The organism is Marinomonas hwangdonensis, assembly GCF_003721245.1.
GTDB classification, from domain to species: Bacteria; Pseudomonadota; Gammaproteobacteria; order Pseudomonadales; family Marinomonadaceae; genus Marinomonas; species Marinomonas hwangdonensis.
The window spans coordinates 315,149-341,554 of record NZ_RIZG01000002.1; the positions used below are offsets into that span (position 1 = coordinate 315,149).

26 protein-coding genes are annotated in these 26,406 nt (G+C 46.2%); 16 read left to right on the forward strand and 10 right to left on the reverse strand.

Translation table 11 applies throughout. The features are described from left to right. Positions 1-18: 18 nt before the first annotated feature. On the reverse strand, positions 19-1,101 hold the full coding sequence (gene apbC, locus EBI00_RS04430) for an iron-sulfur cluster carrier protein ApbC (protein WP_123094706.1): 1,083 nt from the start codon (positions 1,099-1,101) through the stop codon (positions 19-21). Positions 1,102-1,336: 235 nt separating this feature from the next. Between apbC and metG the strand changes: the two genes are divergently transcribed. The 10 genes from metG to EBI00_RS04480 all read left to right on the forward strand — a co-directional run bounded on the left by metG (position 1,337) and on the right by EBI00_RS04480 (position 12,452). Next, the gene (gene metG / locus EBI00_RS04435; protein ID WP_123094707.1) at positions 1,337-3,388 is read left to right on the forward strand and encodes a methionine--tRNA ligase; all 2,052 of its coding nucleotides are present in this window, start codon (positions 1,337-1,339) and stop codon (positions 3,386-3,388) included. 347 nt (positions 3,389-3,735) lie between these two features. Beyond that, complete coding sequence (gene rsxA, locus EBI00_RS04440; protein WP_123094708.1) at positions 3,736-4,317, forward strand: electron transport complex subunit RsxA; 582 nt, start codon at positions 3,736-3,738, stop codon at positions 4,315-4,317. Positions 4,318-4,325: 8 nt separating this feature from the next. Next, entirely contained in the window at positions 4,326-4,922 is a 597-nt protein-coding gene (rsxB, locus tag EBI00_RS04445; RefSeq protein ID WP_123094709.1) for an electron transport complex subunit RsxB, read from the forward strand. Beyond that, positions 4,922-7,360, forward strand: a complete 2,439-nt coding sequence (gene rsxC / locus EBI00_RS04450) for an electron transport complex subunit RsxC (protein WP_123094710.1) — start codon at positions 4,922-4,924, stop codon at positions 7,358-7,360. Before rsxB ends, rsxC begins: the two co-directional genes overlap by 1 nt. Continuing rightward, positions 7,361-8,437, forward strand: coding sequence for an electron transport complex subunit RsxD (gene rsxD / locus EBI00_RS04455; RefSeq protein ID WP_123094711.1), 1,077 nt, complete (start codon positions 7,361-7,363; stop codon positions 8,435-8,437). It begins immediately after the preceding gene. Further along, entirely contained in the window at positions 8,437-9,054 is a 618-nt protein-coding gene (gene rsxG, locus EBI00_RS04460) for an electron transport complex subunit RsxG (protein WP_123094712.1), read from the forward strand. Before rsxD ends, rsxG begins: the two co-directional genes overlap by 1 nt. Before the next feature lie 9 nt (positions 9,055-9,063). Further along, the gene (locus EBI00_RS04465; RefSeq protein ID WP_123094713.1) at positions 9,064-9,828 is read left to right on the forward strand and encodes an electron transport complex subunit E; all 765 of its coding nucleotides are present in this window, start codon (positions 9,064-9,066) and stop codon (positions 9,826-9,828) included. Between the two features lie 70 nt (positions 9,829-9,898). Then, positions 9,899-10,534: an endonuclease III gene (nth, locus tag EBI00_RS04470; protein ID WP_123094714.1), complete on the forward strand. Its 636-nt coding sequence runs from the start codon at positions 9,899-9,901 to the stop codon at positions 10,532-10,534. A gap of 111 nt (positions 10,535-10,645) precedes the next feature. Next, positions 10,646-11,971, forward strand: a complete 1,326-nt coding sequence (gene aptA / locus EBI00_RS04475; protein WP_123094715.1) for an omega-aminotransferase AptA — start codon at positions 10,646-10,648, stop codon at positions 11,969-11,971. Between the two features lie 154 nt (positions 11,972-12,125). After that, positions 12,126-12,452: a hypothetical protein gene (locus tag EBI00_RS04480; protein WP_123094716.1), complete on the forward strand. Its 327-nt coding sequence runs from the start codon at positions 12,126-12,128 to the stop codon at positions 12,450-12,452. 36 nt (positions 12,453-12,488) lie between these two features. Here EBI00_RS04480 and EBI00_RS04485 read toward each other — a convergent pair whose 3' ends face one another. From EBI00_RS04485 to EBI00_RS04505, 5 genes are all read right to left on the reverse strand, one after another. After that, positions 12,489-12,776 carry an RNA recognition motif domain-containing protein gene (locus EBI00_RS04485; RefSeq protein WP_123094717.1) on the reverse strand — a complete coding sequence of 96 codons (288 nt, stop codon included), beginning with the start codon at positions 12,774-12,776 and terminating at the stop codon, positions 12,489-12,491. 77 nt (positions 12,777-12,853) lie between these two features. Continuing rightward, positions 12,854-13,795, reverse strand: a complete 942-nt coding sequence (locus EBI00_RS04490) for a nucleoside hydrolase (protein ID WP_123094718.1) — start codon at positions 13,793-13,795, stop codon at positions 12,854-12,856. Between the two features lie 43 nt (positions 13,796-13,838). Further along, entirely contained in the window at positions 13,839-14,747 is a 909-nt protein-coding gene (locus EBI00_RS04495) for a ribokinase (protein ID WP_123094719.1), read from the reverse strand. A gap of 155 nt (positions 14,748-14,902) precedes the next feature. Further along, positions 14,903-16,135 (reverse strand): argininosuccinate synthase, encoded by a 1,233-nt coding sequence (locus EBI00_RS04500; protein WP_123094720.1) that lies wholly within the window; start codon positions 16,133-16,135, stop codon positions 14,903-14,905. A 215-nt stretch (positions 16,136-16,350) separates the two neighbouring features. Continuing rightward, positions 16,351-17,238, reverse strand: a complete 888-nt coding sequence (locus tag EBI00_RS04505; RefSeq protein WP_123094721.1) for a flagellar protein MotY — start codon at positions 17,236-17,238, stop codon at positions 16,351-16,353. A gap of 95 nt (positions 17,239-17,333) precedes the next feature. Between EBI00_RS04505 and rnt the strand changes: the two genes are divergently transcribed. The 6 genes from rnt to EBI00_RS04535 all read left to right on the forward strand — a co-directional run bounded on the left by rnt (position 17,334) and on the right by EBI00_RS04535 (position 24,355). Then, positions 17,334-17,999 (forward strand): ribonuclease T, encoded by a 666-nt coding sequence (gene rnt, locus EBI00_RS04510; protein WP_123094722.1) that lies wholly within the window; start codon positions 17,334-17,336, stop codon positions 17,997-17,999. Between the two features lie 97 nt (positions 18,000-18,096). Continuing rightward, entirely contained in the window at positions 18,097-18,483 is a 387-nt protein-coding gene (locus tag EBI00_RS04515; protein ID WP_123094723.1) for a YbaN family protein, read from the forward strand. 48 nt (positions 18,484-18,531) lie between these two features. Continuing rightward, positions 18,532-22,041, forward strand: coding sequence for a DUF748 domain-containing protein (locus tag EBI00_RS04520; RefSeq protein WP_123094724.1), 3,510 nt, complete (start codon positions 18,532-18,534; stop codon positions 22,039-22,041). A 231-nt stretch (positions 22,042-22,272) separates the two neighbouring features. After that, a complete protein-coding gene (locus EBI00_RS04525; protein ID WP_123094725.1) occupies positions 22,273-22,533 on the forward strand; it encodes an HP1242/YdcH family protein in 261 nt (86 codons plus the stop codon). A 198-nt stretch (positions 22,534-22,731) separates the two neighbouring features. Further along, positions 22,732-24,093, forward strand: coding sequence for a prephenate-dependent tRNA uridine(34) hydroxylase TrhP (gene trhP / locus EBI00_RS04530; protein WP_123094726.1), 1,362 nt, complete (start codon positions 22,732-22,734; stop codon positions 24,091-24,093). Between the two features lie 10 nt (positions 24,094-24,103). Continuing rightward, positions 24,104-24,355: a YfhL family 4Fe-4S dicluster ferredoxin gene (locus EBI00_RS04535; protein ID WP_123094727.1), complete on the forward strand. Its 252-nt coding sequence runs from the start codon at positions 24,104-24,106 to the stop codon at positions 24,353-24,355. A 77-nt stretch (positions 24,356-24,432) separates the two neighbouring features. Here the strand turns inward: EBI00_RS04535 and EBI00_RS04540 are convergent, their stop codons facing one another. The 4 genes from EBI00_RS04540 to EBI00_RS04555 all read right to left on the reverse strand — a co-directional run bounded on the left by EBI00_RS04540 (position 24,433) and on the right by EBI00_RS04555 (position 26,397). Then, on the reverse strand, positions 24,433-24,717 hold the full coding sequence (locus tag EBI00_RS04540; protein WP_123094728.1) for a helix-turn-helix domain-containing protein: 285 nt from the start codon (positions 24,715-24,717) through the stop codon (positions 24,433-24,435). Next, positions 24,710-25,057, reverse strand: a complete 348-nt coding sequence (locus tag EBI00_RS04545) for a type II toxin-antitoxin system RelE/ParE family toxin (RefSeq protein WP_123094729.1) — start codon at positions 25,055-25,057, stop codon at positions 24,710-24,712. The genes EBI00_RS04540 and EBI00_RS04545 overlap by 8 nt, the downstream gene beginning before the upstream one ends. A 53-nt stretch (positions 25,058-25,110) precedes the next feature. Continuing rightward, the gene (trxC, locus tag EBI00_RS04550; protein ID WP_123094730.1) at positions 25,111-25,557 is read right to left on the reverse strand and encodes a thioredoxin TrxC; all 447 of its coding nucleotides are present in this window, start codon (positions 25,555-25,557) and stop codon (positions 25,111-25,113) included. Between the two features lie 150 nt (positions 25,558-25,707). After that, positions 25,708-26,397, reverse strand: a complete 690-nt coding sequence (locus EBI00_RS04555; RefSeq protein ID WP_123094731.1) for a hypothetical protein — start codon at positions 26,395-26,397, stop codon at positions 25,708-25,710. Positions 26,398-26,406: the final 9 nt, after the last annotated feature.

Consider the following 26,406-nt stretch of genomic DNA (forward strand, 5'->3'; position numbering starts at 1 on the left):
CTCTGATGCCGGTGTTTTTTAGTCGTCGCTCATGCTGATGGTCGGCATGGCAAATTGCTCACCTTGTTCAGAGCCTTGTTGGGATGCAAGGGTAGCACCAAGCTTGCGTGCAATCGACTGATAAATGCCTGCAGTATCACTTTCTGGTGCATTTACCACGATTGGTCTGCCAGCATCGCTCTGTTCACGGATCGCTAGGCTTAATGGCAGTTTGCCCAATACATTGACGTTATATTCTTTCGCTAGGCTCGCGCCGCCTTCGTCGCCAAAGATGGCTTCGTGGTGACCGCAGTTGGAGCAAATGTGCGTCGACATGTTTTCAACCACACCCAATACAGGGATTTTCACCTTGTTGAACATTTCGATTCCGCGACGAGCATCCAGTAAGGCGATGTCTTGCGGCGTGGTCACTATGACGGAACCTGCCACTGGCACTTTTTGCGCTAGGGTAAGTTGAATGTCGCCAGTGCCCGGCGGCATGTCGATGAATAAGTAATCGAGATCGTTCCAATCGGTTTGCGTCAAGATCTGCATCAAGGCGCCAGTCACCATTGGGCCACGCCAAGCGACAGGCGTGTCTTTGGTAGTCAAAAACGCCATAGACATGACTTGCACGCCAAACGCACTTGGTGGCACAAAGAATTTGTCTTCACGTACTTGAGGACGAGTGCCTTCGGCGAAGCCGAGCAACATACCTTGGCTTGGGCCGTAGATGTCGGCATCCAAAATGCCAACGCGCGCGCCCTCTTTCGCCATGGCTAACGCTAAGTTTACCGTGGTGGTGGATTTGCCTACGCCACCTTTACCAGACGCCACGGCGATGATATTTTTCACGCCTTTTAGCCCAGCAATGTTGCCCTGCGTGGCGTGACTTGTTACTTGGCATTCAATGTCTAAGACCAAGCTGCGCTCATCTGCCATAAGCGCTTTTATTTTGGTTTCTAGTAACGTTTGTTGTTGCTGAGCTGGATAACCTAGGGTCAAGGTGACGTGGACACGATTGTCATCGGCAACAACTTGCCAGACAGGGCCAAATGCTTGGTCGGTATTGTCATCGATAAGGGTTTCTAATGTCGCCTGTAATTGGACATCGCTTAGCATGTAACGCTCCTAAATGAGGGCAAAGTGTAAGGGGGTATTCAGTACATTTGTTTTATGCCCTTAGTGTGGGGGCAAACGCTCGAAAAGCAAGTCTAGGACTTGCACGGCACAAACGGGGTCTTATAATGGCGCTTTCTTTATTGTATCCGCATTTATAGCCCGTTAATTATTCGTCATCGGCGCCTATTTATTGCTAGAATACCCGACCTTTTTTAATCCAGCAGGCTTATCAAAAATGGCACAAACGCAACGCAAAATTTTAGTCACCAGCGCCCTTCCTTATGCTAATGGCTCTATCCATTTAGGGCATATGCTGGAACACATCCAAACCGACATCTGGGTGCGTTTTCAAAAAATGCGCGGCCATCTTTGTACAGCGGTATGTGCAGATGACGCACACGGCACGGCGATTATGATCAAAGCCGCGCAAAATGGCATCACCTCAGAAGAGTTGATCGAGGGTGTTCGCCAAGAACACATGGCTGACTTTAATGACTTCCTGATTGGTTACGACAACTACTACTCTACGCATTCTGACGAAAACCGTGAATTCTCAAACAGCATTTACACGGCCCTTCGTGACAATGGCAAAATCGCTGTTCGCTCTATCGTGCAAGCCTATGACCCAGAGAAAGAAATGTTCCTTGCGGATCGTTTCATCAAGGGAACCTGCCCTAAGTGTAAAGCAGAAGACCAATACGGCGACAACTGTGAAGTCTGTTCTGCGACTTACACGCCAATGGAAATGATCAATCCTCGCTCTGTTTACTCTGGTGCGACACCAATTGAAAAAGACTCTGAGCATTATTTCTTCAAATTGCCAGACTTCCAAGACTTCCTAGCAAAATGGACGCGCAGCGGAACTTTGCAAGACCAAGTGGCTAACAAACTATCTGAATGGTTGGATTCTGGCCTTAAAGAATGGGACATCAGCCGCGATGCGCCTTACTTCGGTTTTGAAATTCCAGATGCACCAGGCAAATATTTTTACGTTTGGCTAGACGCACCAATTGGTTACATGGCGAGCTTTAAAAACCTGTGTGATCGTACGGAAGGTTTAGAGTTTGACGATTACTGGGGTAAAGATTCTGATGCTGAGCTATACCATTTCATCGGTAAAGACATTATCAATTTCCACGCTTTGTTCTGGCCTGCGATGCTGGACTGTGCTGGCTACCGCACACCGACAGCGGTCAACGCACACGGTTACGTTACGGTTGATGGTGAAAAAATGTCTAAATCACGCGGTACCTTTATTAAAGCCCGTACATACTTGAAGCATTTGGACCCACAATACTTGCGTTACTACTACGCTGCAAAACTGAACTCTCGTGTTGACGATATCGACCTTAATCTAGGTGATTTCTTGCAGCGCGTAAACTCTGACGTGGTTGGTAAAGTGGTTAACATTGCTAGCCGCACAGCGAGCTTCATCAGCAAGAAATTCGACGGTCAATTAGCCAGCGAAGTGAGCGAAGCGGAAATGATTCAATCTTTCATCGATGCCGGTGAAGTGATTGCTGAGCACTTTGAAAGCCGTGAATACGGTAAAGCGATTCGCGAAGTGATGCGTCTTGCTGATGTGGCAAACGAATACATTGCCGTGCAAGCACCTTGGGTGTTGGCAAAAGACGAAGCGACGTTATCGAAAGTCCAAGACGTTTGTACTGTAGCCTTAAACATGTTCGCTATTTTGGCGACATACTTGAAGCCAGTTATGCCAAATATGGTGGCCGACGCTGAAGCTTTCCTTGGCAAAGAGCTAACTTGGGACAACCGCAGCGAATTGCTGTTTGGTGGCACGGTGAATACCTTCAAACCGCTGATGGGTCGTATCGAGCAAACGCAAATTGATGCCATTATCGAAGAAGGCAAAATAGAAGCCGCAGCGGAAGCAGCTGCTAAAGAAGCGGCGCAACCGACTCAAGCAGAAACCGAACTAAGCAAAGAGCCAATCGAAGCGGAAATCAATTTTGATGACTTCGCGAAAGTAGATTTGCGTATCGCCTTGATCGTCAAAGCCGAGCACGTTGAAAAAGCCAATAAGCTATTAAAATTGACCTTAGATATCGGCGGCGAAACTCGTACTGTGTTCTCTGGTATTAAGTCCGCTTATAAGCCAGAAGACTTAGAAGGCAAACACACGGTGATGGTTGCTAACCTTGCACCACGCAAAATGAAGTTTGGTATGTCAGAAGGCATGGTACTAGCGGCTGGCCCTGGTGGTGAAGAAATTTACCTACTAGAACCTCATGCAGGGGCGAAACCTGGGCAACGGGTAATCTAAAACCGCGCTACAAACGTGAAACTTGACCAATATCTTCTACGACAACGACTGGTTACTGCCTTTACTGACAGTAACCAGCCTCGTCACGAATGATATTATTGATAAGTTAAGCATTGGTAATTTTGCAAATACATAATCCAAGTCTATATAAGAATAACCTATTATCTATATACTAAATAAGACTAAATATACACAATCTTTAGTCTTGTTAGTTATAAGCAGATTGGTATAGTTACGCACAAAGATACTTCTGAGCAAATGATTGCAAAACAACCTGTTTAATCCAAGAAGCCCTTCATTCCAATATGGCGAGGGAGCGCTTTTTACACTTATTTTTTGGACATAGAATGACTGAATATCTCTTGATACTGGTCAGTACCATCTTGGTGAATAACTTCGTTTTGGTACAGTTTTTAGGCCTTTGCCCTTTTATGGGCGTGTCTGGAAAGCTAGAAACCTCTATTGGTATGGCCATGGCCACGACCTTTGTTTTGACCCTATCTAGCCTGTGCAGTTATCTCACTTATAACTTCATATTGCAGCCTTTTGGGCTGGAGTACTTGCAAACTATTTCTTTCATTTTGGTGATCGCCGTTGTGGTCCAGTTTACTGAAATGGTGGTGCGTAAAACCAGTCCGCTGCTGTACCGAGTGTTGGGGATATTTTTACCACTGATCACAACAAACTGTGCAGTATTGGGCGTAGCACTGCAAAACATCAGCAAACAAAACGGTTTTGTTGAATCCATTCTTTATGGCTTTGGTGCGGCCGTCGGTTTTTCTTTTGTTCTGGTGCTGTTTTCAGCCATGCGCGAGCGCATTAACGTGGCTGACGTCCCCGTTGTATTTAAAGGGTCGGCTATTGGCATGATCACCGCAGGTCTAATGGCTCTCGCCTTTATGGGCTTCACTGCCCTAGTGCAAATTTAGGAGGCAATATGTTCACGGTGTTACTTGCCATTGGCATCTTAGTCGCCTTATCACTCGTGTTTGGTGCGCTTTTGGGTTACGCCAATGTACGCTTCCGTGTGGAAGGTGACCCGATTGTCGATCAAATCGATGCGCTGTTGCCACAAACCCAATGCGGTCAATGTGGTCACCCAGGCTGTCGCCCTTACGCAGAAGCCATTGCGAACGGTGAAGCCATTAACCACTGCCCACCAGGTGGACAAGCCACGATTCAAGCATTAGCTGACTTGCTCGATGTCGAAGCCATTCCTTTAGATGGCGATCACGGCACTGAAACGGCAAAACGCGTTGCGGTCATTCGTGAAGACGAGTGCATAGGTTGTACTAAATGTATCCAAGCGTGCCCTGTTGATGCGATTTTAGGTGCCGCCAAACAAATGCATACCGTCATTGCCGACGAGTGCACTGGGTGTGACCTTTGTGTTGATCCTTGTCCTGTAGATTGTATTGATATGGTGGAAATCGGTGTGACAGCGAAAACTTGGTCTTGGGACAAACCTCAAGGTATTGCCGCTACCTCTTTAAATATTATTGCCACAGACCGTCAAACGGAGGTTGCACACTAATGCAAGCAACCAAGATTTATTCTTTCCATGGTGGTATCCATCCAGAAGAAAACAAAGCACAGTCATTGCGCTTACCTTTGGGTCGACCCAGCCTGCCTAGTGAGCTTATTTTACCGCTTGGGCAACACATAGGCCAAAGCTCTCGCCCTTTAGTCAAAGTAGGCGACAAAGTATTGAAAGGTGAAACCATCGCCATTAACAATGGTTTTTTGAGCAGTTTTTTACACGCTTCTACCTCTGGCACCATTTCGGCTATTGAAGAACGCCTTATTGCCCATCCTTCAGGGTTGAGTGATCTCTGTATTATATTAGCCCCCGATGGACAGGATACGTGGACGACACTTGAGCCATTAAACGACTGGCAAACACTCAGCAAAACGGATGTATTAGCGTATTTGTCTGAAATGGGCATTGTCGGCATGGGCGGTGCGGGCTTTCCCACGCAAGTTAAGCTACAGGGAGCCCATAAAAAGCCCTTGTCTCATTTCATTATTAACGCGGCCGAATGCGAACCCTACATCACCGCTGATGACATGCTGATGCGAGAAAAAGCCCTAGAATTAATTTTGGGCATTGAAATACTTCAACATCTTGTTGAAGCAGATAAAGTCGTTATTGGCATAGAAGATAACAAGCCAGCTGCAATTGATGCCTTAACATCAATGATCAAGCAACGTGACAGTAAAGTTCAAGTGGCTGTAGTGCCAACCAAATACCCCTCTGGCGGTGAAAAACAACTTATTCAACTGCTCACAGGCAAAGAAGTTCCAAGCGGTCAGCACCCAGCAGACATTGGTATTTTATGCCATAACGTCGGCACCTGTGTGGCGGTTTACGACGCCATTACTTTTGGTAAACCCTTAATTTCGCGTTTTACCACATTAACAGGCGATGCCTTAAAAGCCCCTCAGAACGTCGAAGTGTTACTTGGCACACCGGTTTCGCATTTGTTGGAGTACGCAGATTCTGAACCCAAAAAACTCAGCCGCTTAATCATGGGCGGCCCCATGATGGGTTTCACTTTAAATTCCGCTGCGGTTCCTATTGTCAAAACCAGTAATTGTATCTTGGCCGCCAGCAAAAAAGAACTTCCGCCACCGGCACCTGAGCAAGCCTGCATTCGCTGTGGCATGTGCGAACAAGCCTGTCCTGCGAGCTTATTACCACAACAATTGTTGTGGTTCAGTAAAAGCCAGGAGTTCGAAAAAGCCGAACACCATAATCTGTTTGACTGCATCGAATGTGGCGCCTGTTCTTATGTGTGCCCAAGTAGTATTCCCTTAGTGCAGTATTACCGTCATTCCAAGAGCAGCATCCGCGAAGCCCGTGAAGCGACCGTGAAATCTGATTTGGCTAAGCAACGCTTTGAAGCGCGTAAAGCCCGACAAGATGCCGAAGCCGCTGAAAAAGAAGCCAAGCGCCTTGCTCGCCAAAAAGCGACGCCAAGCAAAGCCGCGGAAAAGAAAAAAGCGGCACCGGCTAAAGCCGCTCCAACGGTTGCCGCTGCACCAGCAGCGACTGATGAATCGAAAAAACTCAAAGTGGATCTTGCCATTGGTAAATCCAAATTAAAAAAGCTACAAAAACAGCTGCTTGAAGCGCAAGAAAACGAGCATCTTGAGGAAATCAGCAATCTACAGCTGCAAGTGACTGAACAAGAAAAAGCCGTCGCCTTACTTGAAGAGCAGCTCGCCAAAACAGCTGAAGCGGCGCCAACTGCGGCTGAAGCAAAGGTGCCTAAGCCTGCTCCTGCGCCCGTGAATGACGACATTAAAAAAGCAAAGATAGACCTTGCCATTGCCAAAGCGGCGGTGAAAAAGGTCGAAAAAGCCTTGAAGAAAGCAGAAGAGATTCAAGCACCTGAGATCGAGGCGATTCGCCAACAGCTAAAAGAAGCGCAACAGCGAGCAGACGAACTGGAAAACGCCTTAGTCAATCCAGCAACCACGATACCAAAGACAGAAACAACAGCCCAGGCGGCGCCAAGTAGTGTTGATGCTGATATGACTAAGAAACGTAAGATTGACCTTGCCATCGCCAAAGCTGGAGTGAAAAAAGCCGAGAAAAACATCCAGCTTTTGAAAGAACAAGGCAAAAATGAAAGCGAAATAGAAGCATCCGAATGGCCTAAAAAACTGATAGAAGCACAAGAAAAATTGGCCGTTCTAGAAGCAGAAGACACTACGGATACGGTTGCCAAAAGCCAAGCCAAAGCGGAGCCAGAAATGGATTTAGCCAATCAGATCAAAAAGGAAAAAATCGCTGTGGCTTTGGCTAAAGCGCAAATAAACAAACTGAATAAGCGTTTAGAAAGCGCGCCAGAAGACGCGGACAAGATTAATCAAGACATTGCCGCAACAGAACAACGTTTACAGAGAGCCGAAGCTTTGTTAGCAACGCTTATTCATTCGCAAACCAACACGCAAGAGAATCGTTAAATGGCATTATTGAGGATCACCTCCCCCCACACACAACGTGCAGGACGCCGCACAGCTTGGGTGATGCAGATGGTCATTTTAGCGACCATTCCTGGCATAGTGGTACAGACTTGGTTATTTGGTTGGGGCACGTTAATCAATGTAATGATTGCCTGCATCACGGCGTTATTGTGTGAAGCGGCTATATTGTCTTTACGTCGCCGAGCGGTGGCATTTTTTCTAAAAGATTATAGCGCCCTCCTCACCGCGGTATTGCTCGGCGTGGCATTACCTCCGATCGTTCCTTGGTGGGTCACTGTCACGGCGGTCGCTTTTGCGATCATTTTTGCTAAGCAAATTTATGGCGGGCTGGGCAATAATCCCTTTAACCCTGCCATGGTCGGTTATGCCATCGTTCTGGTGTCCTTCCCTGTTCCTATGAGCCAATGGTTAGGGGTTCAGTCTCTGGTGTCTGCACAAGACACCTTGACGTTTACTCAAAGCCTACAGGCTATTTTTCAATTTTTACCGGTCGTCGAAAGCCACGCCTTAATCGATGCTTATACGATGGCCACCCCGTTGGACGGCTTTAAAACTAAAGATCTCTTAACCGCAGAGGAAGCATTTAACACGGTTCCCGCTTTGCACGCCGCTAATCTAAACAGTTGGCTGTGGGTAAACTTAGCCTATCTCGTGGGTGGCTTAGGTTTACTTTGGTTGCGCATCATCACTTGGCACACTCCGGTCGCCTTGTTAGGCGCATTACTGGTGATGTCTGGTTTCTTTTATGGCGTAGACTCAGCCAACGCGGCCAGCCCATTCTTTCACCTGACTACAGGTGCCGCTATGTTTGGTGCTTTCTTCATCGCAACCGATCCTGTGTCGTCTTGTACCAGTAACCGTGGCAAGCTGATTTACGGGGCCGGTATTGGTATCTTGATTTACATTATCAGAGCGTGGGGCGGTTACCCTGACGGTGTGGCGTTTGCGGTTTTATTAATGAATTTTGCCGCCCCCTTGATTGATTACTACTCACAACCTAGAACCTACGGCCACCAAAAAGCTAAAACAGGCTTAAAAATAGGGGAGGATAACTGATGGAATTGCTCGCCTCTATTCGTCGAAACAGTGTTGGCTTGGCGCTTTTTGCGGTACTTACTGCCGGGCTGATTGCAGTCACTCAGCAATTAACAGGGAATAAAATTCAAGAAAATATCTTGGCGGCACAAATTGCGGCATTTAACGAAATCTTACCGGCCGATTTATACGACAATGACTTAACCAGTGACTCCGCTATGCTCGCGGCCGATCCCCTACTGGGCAGCAACGACGATATTAAGATACATATCGCACGCAAAAACGGAGAAGTCACAGGAATTATTTTTGAGACCATAGCACCACGTGGCTATAACGGTAATTTGGATATGCTGGTTGCCATTGATAAAAACGGTGTGGTCACGGGTAGCCGAGTGATTAGCCACAAAGAAACACCAGGGCTAGGTGATAAGGTTGATCTGAAAAAAGGCGATTGGATTTTAAGCTTTGCCAATACCTCTCTGTCAAATCCGGACATTAAAGGCTGGGGCGTAAAGAAGGATGGTGGAGAGTTTGATCAATTTACGGGAGCCACCATCACACCTCGCGCGGTCGTTAATGCCGTAAAAAATACCTTACTGTATTTTGAACAACACAAAGACACGCTGTTAGCCTATTAGGACTCGTCAATGAATACCAATACAGACACAGACGTCATCGACGCCACAAAAGACAATACGCCAAGCGCGCAATACACAGATATTATTTATAACGGCCTGTGGAAAAATAACCCTGCCCTTGTTCAGCTACTTGGCTTATGCCCACTACTCGCGGTCACCAGCACTGTGGTGAATGCGCTAGGGCTCGGCTTAGCGACCATGGTGGTGTTGATGGGCTCTAACATTGCGGTCTCTTTGATCCGCAATTACGTGGCCGATGCGGTCCGTTTACCCGCTTTTGTGATGATTATCGCCTCATTTACCACCTGTATCGAGCTCGTAATGCAGGCTTTCACCTATGAGCTGTATCAGATTCTGGGAATCTTTATTCCGTTGATCGTAACCAACTGCGCGATCTTAGGTCGTGCGGATGCGTTTGCCAGCCGTAACCCTGTGCTGCCTTCTGCGGTTGATGCCTTTATGATGGGGTTGGGATTCATGGTGATTTTGGTGGCACTCGGTGCCATGCGTGAACTGGTCGGCCAAGGCACGCTCTTTACGGATATGCAATTGTTGTTCGGTGACATGGCGGTTAACTGGAAATGGGTGGTGTTTGACAATTACCCCAACGTGTTATTTGCTGTATTGCCGCCTGGGGCCTTTATTGGCCTGGGGCTCTTGATTGCGGGTAAAAACTACTTCGATGAAGCTGAGAAAAAACGCGTCGCTAAGCAAAAAATCCAAGACGGCCCAAGTGCGTCAAAACGGGTTCGTGTTACTGGGCAAGTTAGTTAACGCTACAAGTTATAAGCTCCTCCCCCTGCTAAGGGGGAGAGAATGTTAACAGGCATAAAGGCAGTCAAACGTGAACAAAGACAAACGCTACGAGATTTTTTCCCGCCTACGTGCTGAAAACCCACATCCCGTCACAGAATTGGAATACAGCTCGCCCTTTGAACTTTTGATTGCCGTCTTATTTTCCGCTCAAGCCACGGACGTGAGTGTGAACAAAGCCACGCGCAAGTTATTTCCTGTGGCAAACACACCGGAAAAAATGCTGGCACTGGGGGTCGATGGTTTAAAAAGTTACATCAAAACCATTGGCTTGTTTAACGCGAAAGCCGAAAATGCGATAAAAACCTGCCAAATCCTCATCGAAAAACACAACAGCATTGTCCCTGAGACTCGTGAAGAACTCGAAGCCCTTCCGGGTGTTGGTCGAAAAACCGCCAATGTGGTACTGAACACCGCTTTTCGTCAAGTCGCCATGGCCGTCGACACCCACATTTTTCGTTTCAGTAACCGCACCAAGGTCGCCCCTGGAAAAAACGTCTTAGAAGTGGAAATGAAACTGCTTAAATTCGTCCCAAAAGAGTTTCTGCTAGACGCCCATCACTGGATGATACTTCATGGCCGCTATATCTGTGTTGCTCGTAAACCCAAGTGCAACGCCTGCATTATTGAAGATTTATGTGAATTCAAAGACAAAACCTCAGACTGATCTAAAATAGTTAACCAATCACTAAACTAAGTTTAAAGAACCTCGAATTTATTAAACCTTTACCACTCGGCATGCTTGCTCTATTGAATTTCATTTTGTAGAGAGGATGCCATGAGTCACCATTTAACCCAAGCCCAACTTGATGCTCACTGGATGGCGTATACGGGCAATCGCCAGTTTAAGCAGGACCCTCGTATCATTACGTCGGCGGCGGGTCATTATTACACGGACTCTGACGGCCGGAAGATTTTTGATGGTTTGTCTGGCCTGTGGACGTGCGGTTTGGGTCACAGTGTTCCCGCCATTAACGAAGCGGTAGCGCAGCAAGTTAAAACGCTGGACTATTCGCCTGCTTTTCAGTTTGGTCATGAGAAATCCTTCTTGTTGGCAGAGCAAATTACCGAATTTATGCCTGCAGGTTTAAATCGTATTTTCTTCACGGGTTCAGGCTCAGAGTCGGTTGATACGGCGTTAAAAATTGCTCGCGCTTATTGGCGAAAAAAAGGCATGGGCACCAAGACTAAGTTTATTGGTCGCGCTAAAGGCTATCATGGCGCAGGGATTTCCGGTTTCAGCGTGGGGGGGATTCCCGCCAACCGCACACTTTATGGCCAAGGCTTAGAGTCTTACCACTTACCTCACACCCAAGTGCCAGGAAGTGAGTTTTCTAAGGGTATGGCAGAACACGGTAAAGAACGCGCTGAAGATCTACTGAATCTGATTATGATGCACGATGCCTCCAATATTGCGGCTGTCATTGTGGAGCCCATGTCAGGCTCAGCGGGGGTGATAGTGCCACCTAAAGGGTATTTGAAGCGTTTGCGTGAGATTTGTGATCAACACAATATCTTACTCATCTTTGATGAAGTGATTACCGCGTTTGGCCGTATGGGCGCCAAAACCGGGGCAGAAGCCTTTGGCGTAACGCCTGACGTGATTACCATGGCAAAGCAGGTTACCAACGGGGTGATTCCAATGGGGGCGGTGGCCTTTAAACAGGAAATCTACGAGACATTTATGGACAATGGCGGCCCTGACTATATGTTAGAGGTGCCACATGGTTATACCTATTCTGCGCATCCGATTGCCTGTGCGGCCGCACTGGCGTCTCTGGATGAAATCAAAAAGCAAGGTTTGATTGAGCGCGTCAGCCATATGAGCTCAGCGTGGGAAAACAGCGTGCATCAACTAAAAGACGCCAGTCCAATCATTACGGATATTCGCAATTACGGTTTCGCGGCGGGCATCACCATAGCCCCGATTGATGGCGAACCAGCAAAACGGCCGTTCCAAATTGCCATGGCCATGTGGGAAAAGGGATATTACGTTCGCTACGGCGCAGATACCATTCAGTTGGCACCGCCGTTTACGACAGAACACGCCGAGATAGACAGCTTAATTAACGCATTAGGAGACACTATTAGGCAACAAGGCTAAATCTACAAGTGCCATCAAGGTGTTGCTGAGATCACAGCAACATCTTGATTTAGGTCACCGGCTTCTCGCTATCCCTTACCTACTCAATTGCACTATAATGAAGTAGCAAACGTGTTATTCACTATCTGAATTTTTCATTCTAAGGGTAATTAACGTGTCTATTTCACATTCTCCCTACGTCCGTTGTTTTTGGACAGGCACCTTGTATTTGACGAATGGTGTGTCTATGCCCATTCATTGCACCCACATATCAACGCAAATGATTGAAGTGGAAGCGCCTAACGGCATACAAGGCTCTAAACTGGTAAAGTTAGAATTAAAAGCCATGCACGATGGTGTACCAGCCACGATAAAAGTATTGTGCGACCCGCAATCTGATATTTTTAATGAACATAACAACCATTATATTAAGCTCACCTACCACTCTATTTCGGACAAAGACCGTAACTTAATTAAGGCCTTTGCTGAAGCCCATTCCTAGCTTCTAAGTGCTCGCTAGGGATGCGGCAGAGCGCTGTTATTCGCTGTCGGTGTCAACGGCAGAACCAGAGTCTGCTTTTGCTGCGGCTTCTTCAGCTTTCTTAACGCGAATTTTCATTCCGTCTACTTCAGACCCATTCAGGGTTTTCATAGCCGCTTTGGCTTCGCCAACTTTGGGCATTTCAACAAAGGCAAAACCTTTTGATTCGCCGGTTTCTTTGTCCATTACGATAGTACAAGACTGTAATGTTCCGTGTACGGCAAACAAGCTTCTCAATTTGTCTTCCGTGGTATGGCGAGCAAGGTTTCTGACTAATATTTTCATAGGTTTCTCTTTATAAATAAAAAAGGCATGGACGTTACTTGCCATGCCTTCAAGTTTGATTACGCCATTCTAACGATTTAAGACAGAGTTGTCTCAAACAAGGCTAATAATTTTTCGCTGTCCACTTCCATACAAACTTGTGTCATGGGCACATCGTTCCAATGCGGCTCGGGAAAAGTCATGCCTTGTGGCGCAAAAATCGTTTGACCGATACCAATGCCTTCACAGGCAACACGCACAGCGCCAAGCTCTACACCAAAAATACTAGGATCCATCACATAGGCAATGGTGGATGCATCATGGAAATAACAGCCATCCATATCGAAACGGCTGCTGTAGAAATGAATGTAGTGCTGAGCGCAATCGTATAAGAAACTGCCCTCAACTGGATTGGCTTTTTTAATACGTTCCAACACAGTATTGTCCAACAACACCTGATGGGTTACGTCCAAACCTATCATGGTCACTTGCCAAGGTGCAGTGAAGACAATGTCCGCTGCGTGTGGATCGTTCATGATATTGGCTTCTGCGACAGGGGACACGTTACCGTATTCAATCGCTGTGCCACCCATCAAAACCACTTCGTCTACTAGGCTGGCCACTTCTGGATCAAGCTCAAGGGCTTTTGCCAAGTTCCCTAGTGGCCCCAGCGCAATAATAGTCACTTCACCGGGAAATTCACGCACAGTGTCGACGATAAACTGCGCTGCACTTTTGTCGATCGCTTTACCTTGTGGTGCTGGCCAATCAATGTTGCCAAAACCGTCTTTGCCGTGGACAAAATCTGGATGTGGACGCGGCGCTATCTTGCTCGGCACCGCAACCCCTTTGGCTACAGGCACATTAACTTTAGCAATTTCAGTCAGAGTAATGGCGTTCTGTGTGGCCAAATCTACGCTGACATTACCAAAGGTCGTAGTTAAACCTAATACCTCAAGCTGCGGTGCTTGAAAGGCAAAAAAGATCGCCATAGCATCGTCTATGCCAGGATCCGTATCAATAATAATTTTACGAGCCATATCATTTTTCCTTTTGTGACTTAGGAAACCTTCACAAAGGTTTCTATGCATGTTTTGCAAGAAATTCGCTGACTTCTTGTTGTGTTGGAATGGCCGATGCCGCCCCCAATCGAGTAACACAAATAGCCGATGCCGCACAAGCACGGGTAATAGCCTGAACCATGTCCTCCCCCTTCATGAGTGAAGAGAGACAAAAACCAATAAAGGTATCCCCTGCTGCTGTGGTATCCACCGCTTCAACAGAGAAGGCTTTAACGAATAAACTCTCTGTGCCGGGGCGTAGATCGCCGTCAAAATAACGAACCCCCTCTTTACCCAGTGTCATCAGCACGGCAAGCCCAGGATAGGCGTTAGGCAATGCAGCTGTGGTACTGTCGATGTCTGTGGTACCGATAAGATCCATGGCTTCCACTTCATTGACGATCAATAAGTCCACAAAACCGAGCACTTTTTTGGTTAATTCCGCGTCCATTGGCGCAGGATTAAACGCGACTTTCAACTTGTTTTGTTGCGCTTTACGCATGGTGTATTCAATTAGGTTGGTTTCATTTTGCAATAACACCCAATCCCCAGCATTGGCTTGCGACAAAGCTTGATCAACTTGCTCTTCGGTTAACGCGTGATTAGCCCCTTGGTACAAGATAATCGAATTTTCAGCCGCTCTGGTCAGCTGAATAATCGCATGACCCGTCGGTACTTCTGTACGGGAAATTAAGCCTGTGTCCACACCCAGTGCTTCCAATTGATCCAAAATCGCTTGGTCTGAATGATGAATCGCCCCCACATGCTTAACATCGGCACCGGCTTTAGCCAGCGCGACAGATTGATTTGCGCCTTTGCCACCCAGCAAACATTGGTAACTGTCTGATGACATGGTCTCACCAGGTCGAACAAAATGTGCCAACTGATACAAATGGTCAAGGTTGATGGAGCCCACATTATAAATTGTCATAATTTTCTTCCTTCAGGATCAGCACCTTCAGCAAAGGTTGGCTTAAAAATACTGACCAAGTGTACAAAAATAAAAAACGCTCCAATTCTGCAAGAACGGAGCGTTTTTTGAAAGCTTATTTTTCTATAATGCTATTTTTCTAGATCAACAAGCCATTACTTGTTGTTGTCTAGAAAACCACGGCCTTTTTGCGCCGCAATACGCATACGAAGCGCGTTCAGCTTGATAAAACCAGCCGCGTCTTTTTGATCGTAAGCACCAGCATCGTCTTCGAATGTCGCAATAGAGCTATCGAACAAGCTGTTTTCAGACTGACGTCCGACCACTGTCACGTTGCCTTTGTACAGTTTCAAACGTACAGTACCGCTCACGTATTTTTGTGATGTGTCGATAAGCGCCTGCATCATACGGCGCTCTTCTGACCACCAGAAGCCGTTGTAAATCAACTTAGCGTAGCGAGGCATCATTTCATCTTTCAAATGCATGGCTTCACGGTCTAGGGTAATAGACTCGATAGCACGGTGCGCTCGCATCATGATGGTGCCGCCAGGTGTTTCATAACAACCACGTGCTTTCATGCCTACAAAACGGTTTTCAACGATGTCGACACGACCAATACCGTTAGCACCACCAATCTTGTTCAAGGTTTCCAAGATAGTAGCAGGCGACATGGCTTCGCCATTAATAGACACTGGGTCGCCTTTTTCGTAGCCAATTTCGATGTAAGTTGCTTCATTTGGCGCGTCTTCAGGAGACACAGACCAACGCCACATGTCATCTTCTGGCTCTGTCCATGGATTTTCTAACTGGTCACCTTCGAAAGAGATGTGCAATAAGTTAGCGTCCATTGAATAGGGAGACTTTTTCTTCTTGGTTGAAAAGTCTACCGGGATTTGGTGTTTTTCACAGTAGGCCATTAGCGTTTCGCGGGACGTTAGGTCCCATTCACGCCAAGGGGCAATCACTTTCACGCCTGGTTTCAACGCATAAGCGCCCAATTCAAAACGAACTTGGTCGTTACCTTTACCGGTCGCGCCATGGGAAATCGCATCAGCACCCGTTTCGTTAGCAATCTCGATCAAACGTTTCGCGATCAAAGGACGTGCAATCGACGTACCTAGCAAGTACTCGCCTTCATAAATAGTATTGGCGCGGAACATAGGGAAAACGAAGTCGCGGACAAACTCTTCACGCAAATCTTCAATGTAGATTTCCTTGATACCTAACGCTTTGGCTTTAGCACGAGCGGGTTCAACTTCTTCACCTTGACCTAAGTCTGCGGTGAAAGTGACGACTTCACAGTTGTATTCTTCTTGAAGCCACTTCGCGATTACGGAAGTATCCAGGCCACCAGAATAGGCTAACACTACCTTCTTCACGTCCGACATTATATCTATTCTCCTCAACGGGCTCGCGCTCCCTCACCAGTGCTTTCAAACCAGTACATGGCGGCGCAAAAAATTTAAAAAGGGGCCATTAGTGTAAGATCTCGATTCTTGCTTAGCAAGTAAAATGCCCATCTTTGCTTGATAACTCAGCGGAAAACAGCACAAAAAACCATAAATTACTCTCAGGTGCTTTGGTCAGTTTACGTCCCTCTCACCTAGTTACCTTCTGATCGTTCTAATCGAATGGTCACCCTACGGTTGCGCTCTCTACCTGCCACGGAATTATTACTCACAGTGGGGTAACGCTCACCGTGATAGCGAGAAATAATCTTATCTGCAGGCACCCCTTTTTGTAGTAGATAGGTAGTGACTCTTTCAGCACGCAGTTTGGATAATTCGCGGTTATCTCGACGCGAGCCAATGATATCTGTGTGTCCATCGATATAAATGTAACCAACGCTGGGATCCGAGGACACATACAAAGCAACAAGATCCAAACGAGATTTAATTCGATCTGTTAAATCCACCCCATTGGTAGGAAATAAGGCTGCGGTTCTGGCAATTTGATCGTAATTTACCGGCAATAAACTTGAAAGACAGCGGCGAAACTCATTGTAAGCAGGGGCAAAATTAATATTAGACAAACCCACTTCGACGGTTTCACGGCTGTTTTCCCATGCGGTGCCAGCTACAATAGGATGACGTCCTCGATCAAGGCTTGACAACATGCGCTCTGCGACCATCCCGCCAACTTCAACGGTCAAACCGTATCCAGGGTAAGTCAAAATCTCCAAGGTTTCAGGCTTTACACCCGGCGACCAACTTGGCGCTTGAGAGATGATATAAACCTGCCCAGGACCGAGTTTTTCATTTTGCGGCTGCAAAATAAACTTCATCGGCTCGCCCGCTTCTTTAATGAAATGACCTTCACCGTAATGGGGAACAGGGTGCGTTAAACTGCAGGAAAAAATGTCGCCAGACAACAGCCATTCAGAATCCGTAATACCGGATTGGTAATGAAGTATTGCGTTTGCATGCATGAAAGGCGAACAAGCCGTTAGCAAGAGTGCAGCACGAATTAGAAGTAGTTGGGGCTTTCCCATTTAGACATCTCGTTCAGACATTATCAATTGTGTTATCATCTGATCCTATTGTATACCATCACTGTTGATCAATCGGCAGAATTAAGGACCTTCTTTTGTCAAACCATGAAATCAAAGATCGATTCCGCGGCTACTTACCCGTTGTTATCGACGTAGAAACCGCAGGCTTTAATCAAAAAACCGATGCATTGTTAGAAGTCGCCGCCAGCATCCTGCGAATGGATGAAAATGGTGAGCTGTATATACACGAAACACTGGCATTTTTAATTAAGCCGTTTGAAGGGGCAAACCTTGAAAAATCGGCGCTTGAGTTTACTGGAATCAACCCATTTGCACCGGGTAGACAAGACATTGCTGAAAGCGAAGCCTTGGCTCAAATGTTTTCTAAGGTGAGAAAGGAATTGAAATCCGTGGGGTGTAAGCGAGCTATTTTGGTGGGTCATAATGCGGCATTCGATCATGGCTTCTTAAATGCGGCTATTGAACGAGCTGGGATTAAACGCAACCCGTTTCACCCTTTTTCCAGTTTTGATACCGCCAGCTTAGCGGGTCTGGTATATGGACAAACCGTTCTTGCGAAGGCCTGTGAAGCAGCATCTATCCCGTTTAGTAATTCTGAAGCGCATTCAGCCAAATACGATACAGAAAAAACCGCTGAATTGTTTTGCGATATGGTGAATCGCTGGAGACGTTTAGGAGGCTGGCCTCTCGCGGCAAACAAAGAAGAAGACAGCATGGCATCCGTTTTTGATGCCATGTAGCATTTGATGACTAAAATGAGCTGTTTCTCGGCTCATTTTGCGTTATTAATAGATTTCAATTGATTCTTCGCTAGCGACAACTTATGAGAGTGTGCCAATGCAAGGAAAGCGACTTTTACTGTTAATACTAGGCTGGTTGTCTCTAATTACCGGCATTATTGGCGCTTTTCTACCTCTTTTACCGACTACTCCCTTGGTGCTATTAGCCGCTTGGTGCTTCTCCAAATCCTCTGAGCGATTCCATACTTGGCTGATCGAACACAAATACTTTGGCCCTATTGTACGCGACTGGCAATCCGCAGATGGTATTCCACGACGTGCCAGAAATCGCGCTATCATTTTTATGTGGCTCGGAATGGCCATCTCAATTTTGATTGTTTCTCGCTTTTGGGCGACCATTGGGCTTGTGGTCATTGGGCTATGCGTCAGTACCTATTTGATGCGTATGCCGATACGATCTGAAGACGACAGTACACCACGATAATTGACAAAATGAAAAATCACCTCACAAAAGGTTTATTAAAAGCACAGTATGATGACTCGACGACATTTTCGTTTTTTTGTTTTTTACCCCTTTGCCATCATCACGGCACTCATTGTCATGCTGTGGATCGCAACGCCCTTTGTTGCCAAATATGCATTAAAGCAGTTTGTTGAGCAACAGGGCAACGAAGCTAAGATCGGCCGCTTATCTGTGGATTTTTTTCCCCCGAGGATAGAGGTAAGCAACCTCGTTTTTCGTGATACCGAACAACAGACTTTTTCTCTCCAGAAGGCGACCGTTGAGATAGCATTTTGGCCTTTATTCAGCAAACGCCTTCATGTTACTGAAGCCAATATTGAAGGTCTTAGAATCGATGCGACTCAACGCGAAAATGAGTGGATTATTGCAGGCATCAATACATCGAACTACGTCAATCAAGACATTCAAGACCGCCCTCAAGAAAGCGAACCTGACGAAGCGAAATCACAAAACCAGCCCACAGCGTGGTCTATTAAACTGCCCTCTTTTTCTTTGTCAGACAGCCAAATGGATTTGTCTCGTCAAACGGATTTATCACGTCCGGCAAAAACTGACATCTTAAAGATCGATCAAATCTCACTTGAAAAAATAGTAGGGCAAGGCCTTGATTGGCAAGGGCAGATGGCTTTTTCTGGCGGAATCAACGAGGCAACACTGGCATTTAACAGCCAGTTTGATTATTCCCCCACTCAAGCCAATGGTCGTTTTGAGTTAGAGGAAGCGCAAGTCTCAATCGACAGCGTGCGCCACTTTTTACCCGCGCCATTTAATGCCGGTGACGGGATGTTTTCTATATCAGGTCGTACGAATTTAGCCCAATCACATTTAGCCAGCGACCTGATGCAGTTTTCATTAACTGATCTTGAACTCTCAATGCAAACGACACAGCTCGACGTAAGCCTTGATGACAACATTCGTATTGCAACAGCAGACACTAAAGTGCAAATGAATAGTAGTCAGCTTAACTACCGCACTGACAATACCTTCTCTGCTGAGGGCGATATCAGTCTTGAGTCCGCGCAAACAAACCTTGTTCAACAAAATAATCAGGTAACATTTGACCAATTTTCCCTGTCATTGCCGTTCAAGTCACAGCACAGTAAAGAGCAATCTGCCATCAATGTCCGCAGCACACAGCTGAGTTTGAATGATCTTTTGGTTATATTTGACGATATACGAGTTGACAGCAAAGCACTTAACTCAACGACAACTCTTGAACTCAACAAAGAAGAAACCACATCCGTTGGTGGCGAGGTGACGCTGGACGCACAGCAAACACAAATATCCCGAGGCGACAATCAGTTGGCGTTTGAACTACTGACCTTTAGTTTGCCCGTTGTCTTGCAGCGCGATGAAAGCTTTACGGAATTAGATGTCAGCAAAACTCAGCTACTGCTAACCAACATGGTGGCAGATTTCAATGATGCTACTATTGAAAATACAAGGTTCGATGCGGCATTGGAAAACCTTTCTGCGTCATTAGATTCAGATGGCACCATAAGCGCAGCGTTTCTTAGCCAGGTAGACACTCAAGGTTTTACGTTTACTCAACCCGCCGCAGAAAACGCAAGCCATGATACCCCAACCACGGCTGCTTTTGATAAGCTGGTCTTTTCCTCTCCTGTTACCCTAGAGCAGGGAGATTTAGGGCTAAACGTCAACACGCAAGAGACGCAACTTAATGTCGATGCCTTAGCAGTGTCCTCTGCTGAGTTTGACCTAGAAAATCAGCGGGGTAATCTGTCTCTTGATGATCTTACTGTGAGCGTAAATCAGGACAATTCTTTAGCCGCGTCAGCAACAACACACTTGCAAAGCCAAGCATTACGTTTAAATCAAGCCGGAAATCGCGTCCGTTACCAAGATTTCACCCTATCCAGTAACCTGGCCGTACAGCAAAATATCGATACTGTTTCAGTGCAAAACTCGCAATTTGTCTTGCGATTGGACGATTTTGAAGCGGTATTAAGCGATGAGAAAGCCCTGTCGTTTAAAGACATCCATGTCACCGCAAGCGCCCTTAATATTGATCAAAATGCACAGCAGCCCCTTCTCGTTAATGGGTCAGAGGTTGAAGTCTCCACTGAACGATTCGACATCAAGCTGTCAGAAGAAAAACGCTTAGCCTCATGGAATAAGGCGAGCATTAATGACCTGTCTTTCCGTCAACAGGCGCAAGACTTTACTGTGTCATTGGCGCAGTTTGATATGGAGAACTTAATCTTCTCTGAAGTACTTACCCTAGTTGATGGCTCATCATTGCCTCCACTTGGCCACATAGGTCACATAACGATAGGACAACTGAACGCGACTCAGGAAGGTGCCAAGATCGAGCAAATCACTTTAGATACACTCAAAGCCAACCTGCTGCTAAACGAAAACCAACAGCTGGACAACCTCATACTCCAAGAGGCCGACGCCTCAGCGGAACAAGTTGATGCCGAGCAATCCACCCGTTCTGAACAACCACTCGCTGCTGAGTCATCTTTAGAAGTGCCCTATTATGTGATTTTGAAGGCACTGGACACCACTGGCGATTCCAGTATTTACCTCCAAGATGAAAGTATTCCAGCCACACTGCAACGCACTCTTAATATTGAAGCCCTCTCTATTCGGGACCTGAATACTCAGGATAAAGATCAAGAGACTCTTTTTACTGTGATGGCAAGTCATGGTAAGTACACCAAATTAAAAGCCGATACCATGATATGGCCGCTGGCAGAAAAACTCACATTAAACACGAATATCATTTTGCGCGAAGCGGAATTACCGCCCTATTCGCCTTATATATCTAATGTATTAGGTTACCAAATAGACTCAGGGCAACTGGATTTAGACCTTACATTGGACATTGACGACGGTATTTTGAACGGTCAATCGCGCATTTTATTAAGGGAGCTCGACTTAGGTGGACGTCAAGAAAGCAATTCCGTGGTCAAAGCGGGCGCGGTACCACTAAACATTGCCGTAGGCATTTTAAAAGACAGCAACAACAACATTGACCTAGATATTCCGCTCAGTGGCGATATTGATAATCCATCGTTTGGCTGGCAGGACTTCTTATTCTTGCCCCTTAAAAAAGCCCTATACAGCGCCTCAACAAGCTATCTTATGCAAACGTTCGTGCCCTACGCCAATGTAATCAGTATCGCGCAATTTGCGGGTGAACAGCTGCTTAGAATCCGTGTCGAGCCACTCATGTTCGATGCCACACAAAGTGAGCTTAGCGACGCAAACACGGATTTTTTATCCCAACTTACGGCACTTATGATGGACAAAAAAGACAGCCAACTTAAGGCATGTGGTGTGGCCAGCTACCAAGACGTGGGACAAGAGGAACCTTCCTCTGTACTAGACGACGACACCCGAGCTTTCGCCATTCGTCTCGCCCAACAAAGGGCAGAGAACCTAAAAGACTTTTTGGTCAGTGAAGGGATAGATTCTTCTCGTGTCTTCCTGTGCTCACCCGAGGTAGATCTATCCCGCAACAGTCAACCAAGAGTGGAATTAAACTTTTAGCATTTTAACCTTAGCCCACAAATAGACGGTCCTATAAAAGAACAAAAGCCACGAATTCGTGGCTTTTTGGTCTGAGAATAGAAACCTCGCCCCTTTACCATTGAATTCTCAGCAATCCCCTCCACTAATATAAGTGTAAAAGAAACAATACCTGACCAACATCAAGAGACACTAGATCAAACTAAGGTACGCTGAATCCAAAGTAAGCCAATCATAGAAAGGAGGCATTTTATGCCAATTGAAAACCACAGCTTGATCAACGAATTTCCAGAACACAAAAGCGCCATTCAAGATCTTAAACTGCACGATACTCATTTTAAAAAACTCTATGAAGAATATCATGAGCTTACTCACAACGTAGAAAAGATGGAGCAAGAAATTGTTCCGTCTACGACACTGGAAGAAGAGCAGCTCAAAAAACACCGTTTACAGTTAAAAGACACCATTTTAAGTTACATTAAATCTCATAGCGTAGCATCAGCGGACGCATAATCGACTATGTCCGTATAGCGACCAATGAAAAATCGCTTAAAAGCAGGGCCAGCATTGGCTCTGCTTTTTTTTTGTATTTGTCGCGATATTTGACCTAAATCAAACGCAGCTCACTTAGCCAACCAATCTTAATGTGATCGCTTGAGTTCAATCAACACGCAGGTAAACTCCGCCCGTTTTGATCAATCGGTGAACCACATGTCTCAAGAAAAAAACGCTAAACCAGAATTATTGTCTCCAGCGGGGTCATTAAAAAACCTGCGTTATGCCTTCGCCTATGGCGCAGATGCGGTCTACGCAGGACAGCCACGCTACTCATTAAGAGTACGCAATAACGAGTTTGATTTGGAAAAGCTTGGCATTGGCATTAATGAAGCACATGAGCTGGGCAAAAAGCTCTATGTGGTCAGCAATATCGCACCCCACAACGCAAAACTGAAAACCTATTTGCAAGACTTGGCACCAGTGATTGACCTCAAACCAGACGCCCTCATTATGTCCGATCCAGGGCTCATTATGATGGTGCGAGAAGCCTTCCCCGATCAACCCATTCACCTCTCGGTACAAGCCAATGCAGTCAATTGGGCGACCGTGAAATTTTGGCAACAACAAGGCATTTCCCGCGTGATTTTATCGCGCGAATTATCGCTAGATGAAATTGAAGAAATTCGCTTAAAAGTCCCAGATATGGAGTTGGAAGTCTTCGTTCATGGCGCGTTGTGCATGGCTTACTCTGGTCGCTGCCTGTTATCGGGCTACATGAACAAACGCGACCCAAACCAAGGCGCTTGCACCAATGCGTGCCGCTGGGAATACAATGCTCACCAAGCAACACAAGACGAAACAGGTCAGATCATCGCCAACAGTAGCGCTTCGGTGCAAATTCAAGAGCCAAGCGATCAGCTCTTTTTACTGCAAGAACGCGGCCGTCCAGACGAATACATGCCCGCGTTTGAAGACGAACACGGCACCTACATCATGAACTCGAAAGACTTGCGCGCTATTCAGCACGTCGAACGTCTGGTCAAAATGGGCATACATTCATTAAAAATCGAAGGCCGCACTAAATCGTTTTACTATTGCGCCAGAACCGCACAAATCTACCGCCAAGCCATTAATGACGCCGTGGCAGGGAAGCACTTTGATAAAGGCTTGATGAGCAGCTTAGAAAACCTCGCCAACCGAGGCTATACAGACGGCTTCTTACAACGCCACCGTCATGTGGATTTGCAAAACTACGAAACAGGCAACTCCATTAGTGAACAACAACAGTTTGTTGGTGAAGTCATCGCCACCAACAAGGACTCACTCACCATCGAGGTGAAGAACCGCTTCAGTGTGGGCGACTCTTTGGAATTGATGACACCCAAAGGCAATATCACCTTTCAATTAAGCGAGCTGAACGATAAACACGGCCACCCTATCGACGTGGCCAAAGGCAGCGGTCACGTAGTGTTACTACCCTGTCCACAAGACATCGATGCGTCTATGGGCATCTTGCTAAGAAATCTAGCGGAAGGACAAACCACTCGCCAACCGCACACTAGCGCAACTGCATAAAGGCGACGACATGGCATTACTCATCAACGACCGATGCATAAACTGCGACATGTGTGAGCCAGAATGCCCGAACGAGGCCATCACCATGGGCGCCAAAATTTATGTCATCGATCCAGACAAATGCACAGAGTGTGTTGGTCACTACGACCAACCCACTTGCGTCGCCGTTTGCCCGATCGATTGTGTTAAACCCGACCCAGACAGACGCGAAACCGAAGAAGCGTTATACGAGAAGTTTGTAGAAATGTATTTTGAGATTTGAAGTTCATGCTTGAAACTGAGGGTATCAAAAAATACTATCAAAATAGATAGGCAAAAAAAGATAAACAGAATGCTGTGTTAAGCAAGCGCCCGCATCACAGCTTGTGGCTCTTTTGCCACTACATTCAATAACGCTAATGCTGGCCCATGCGGTGTACGATCGCCTCTTTCCCAATGCCGTAAAGTCGATACACTAATACAGAACTTCGAAGCAAATTCCATCTGAGTTAAGCCAAGGTTGCGACGTAACTCTGCAACATCAACAGATTCTAAACGGTGTGTTTTAGCCGCAATATCTTTGCCGTTGTTTAGGTCAATTGCTTCTTGAAGCCCTTGAGCAATACTTTCATACGCGTTAGTCATAATTTTTCTCCAAAGCAGTTGAAACAAGTATGCCAACTAATTTAGCAAGAGAATTTCTATCCGTTTTAGATAAATTTGCCCTTTCACTTTTCCCAAACATAGTTAAAAGATAAAGGGGAATTCTCTCGTCGTGGTAATAATAAATCACCCTAACACCACCACTCTTCCCTGTATTGCCACGACTCCATCTAAGCTTACGAATGCCACCAGTTCCATCCATAACATCCCCAGCTTTTGGATGTTCAGAAAGGTAATCTATTACAGCCTTACGTTCAGATTCAGAAAGCAAAGAATCCGCCCGTTTGATGTATTCTGGTAATTCGGTAATAGTATTCTGCATAAAGAAAATTGTAATCCAATGGATTACTTAATGCAAAGCAAGAATCTCCCTACTCAAACAGCAGGCAAATTTTGCTCTAACCACTGTTTGAATTGTACTTTCGGTAGCGCACCGGATAAACGAGCCACTTCTTTGCCATGATGAAATATCATCAGAGTCGGAATGGAACGAATATTAAAGCCGCTTGCCGTCGTTTGGTTCTGCTCTGTATCTAGCTTCACAAAACACGCTTTTGTCGACATCTCACTGGCTACCTGTTCAAAAACAGGCGCGAATTGCTGACACGGTCCACACCATGACGCCCAAAAATCGACAATCACAGGTAAATCATTGTCTGTAATATAACGTCTAAAATTTTGATCACTGCCTTTGACAGGACTGGTAGAAAGAACAGGATTCTTACACTTGCCACAAAGAGGCTTATTGCCCAGCTTGTCTTTCGGTACACGGTTTTTGGTCGTGCAGCTTTGACAAACTATTTGTATCGGTGAATTGGTCATTTTGAGCCTCGTGATTAAGTGCTTTCATTCATAAACAGAACGGGATTAAATCGAAATACGGCATGTTTGCCAACCTCGAAAACGAAAAAAGCGAATCATTTGATCCGCTTTTTGCTGGCTTAGTAGCCTGATTAAAGTCACACCACTAAGCTATTCTTCTTCATCCGCATGAGATTCAGCTTCAAAACTTTCCACCTGCTCGAAGTTCTCCATCCAAAAATAGGAGCTAACCAAGCTAAACTGGCGAGTTGTGCCTTCGTCCGCCACTTGCTTTAACTGCCATACAAGGCCCGGTGCTTCTGGGAAGTGCGTGCCTTTGATTTGATCTTCGTATAAACGATTGATTAACGCATCATCGCCCTGCCCATTCGCCAATAAACGTACAATAGAAGAATGTAACGACTCATCAAAAATCGCCATATCTTCATCATGGTCTGCAGCAACCGTAATGGCCAACTCAACACCCGTAGGCTTCGCGAAGGTGCCATTAAAGGCTTCGCGCAACAAGGCATAAGCACTAAAGAAACGCTCATGAAACAAGCAATCCGGGTACTCTTCCCACGAACGATCATCCAGCATATCGTGGCTGATTTGATCTATTTTGCCTGTTGCTAACTCAGGGAATAAATGCGTTAACACAGCCTTTGCCGCATCCGCAGGTTCAAGATCATTGAGCGACATCACGCACATCTCTCTTAACTCTGCCGCATCCATGGCGTCGACATCATCATCGAAATCCATCAGCGTCAGAAGCGCTTTGTAATCGTTAACAGACCACGCATTTGGAATCTTGCTAATTTTTTGAAAGGAATCAATTTGAACGGTAAACTTAGCTTGCATTGAGCACTC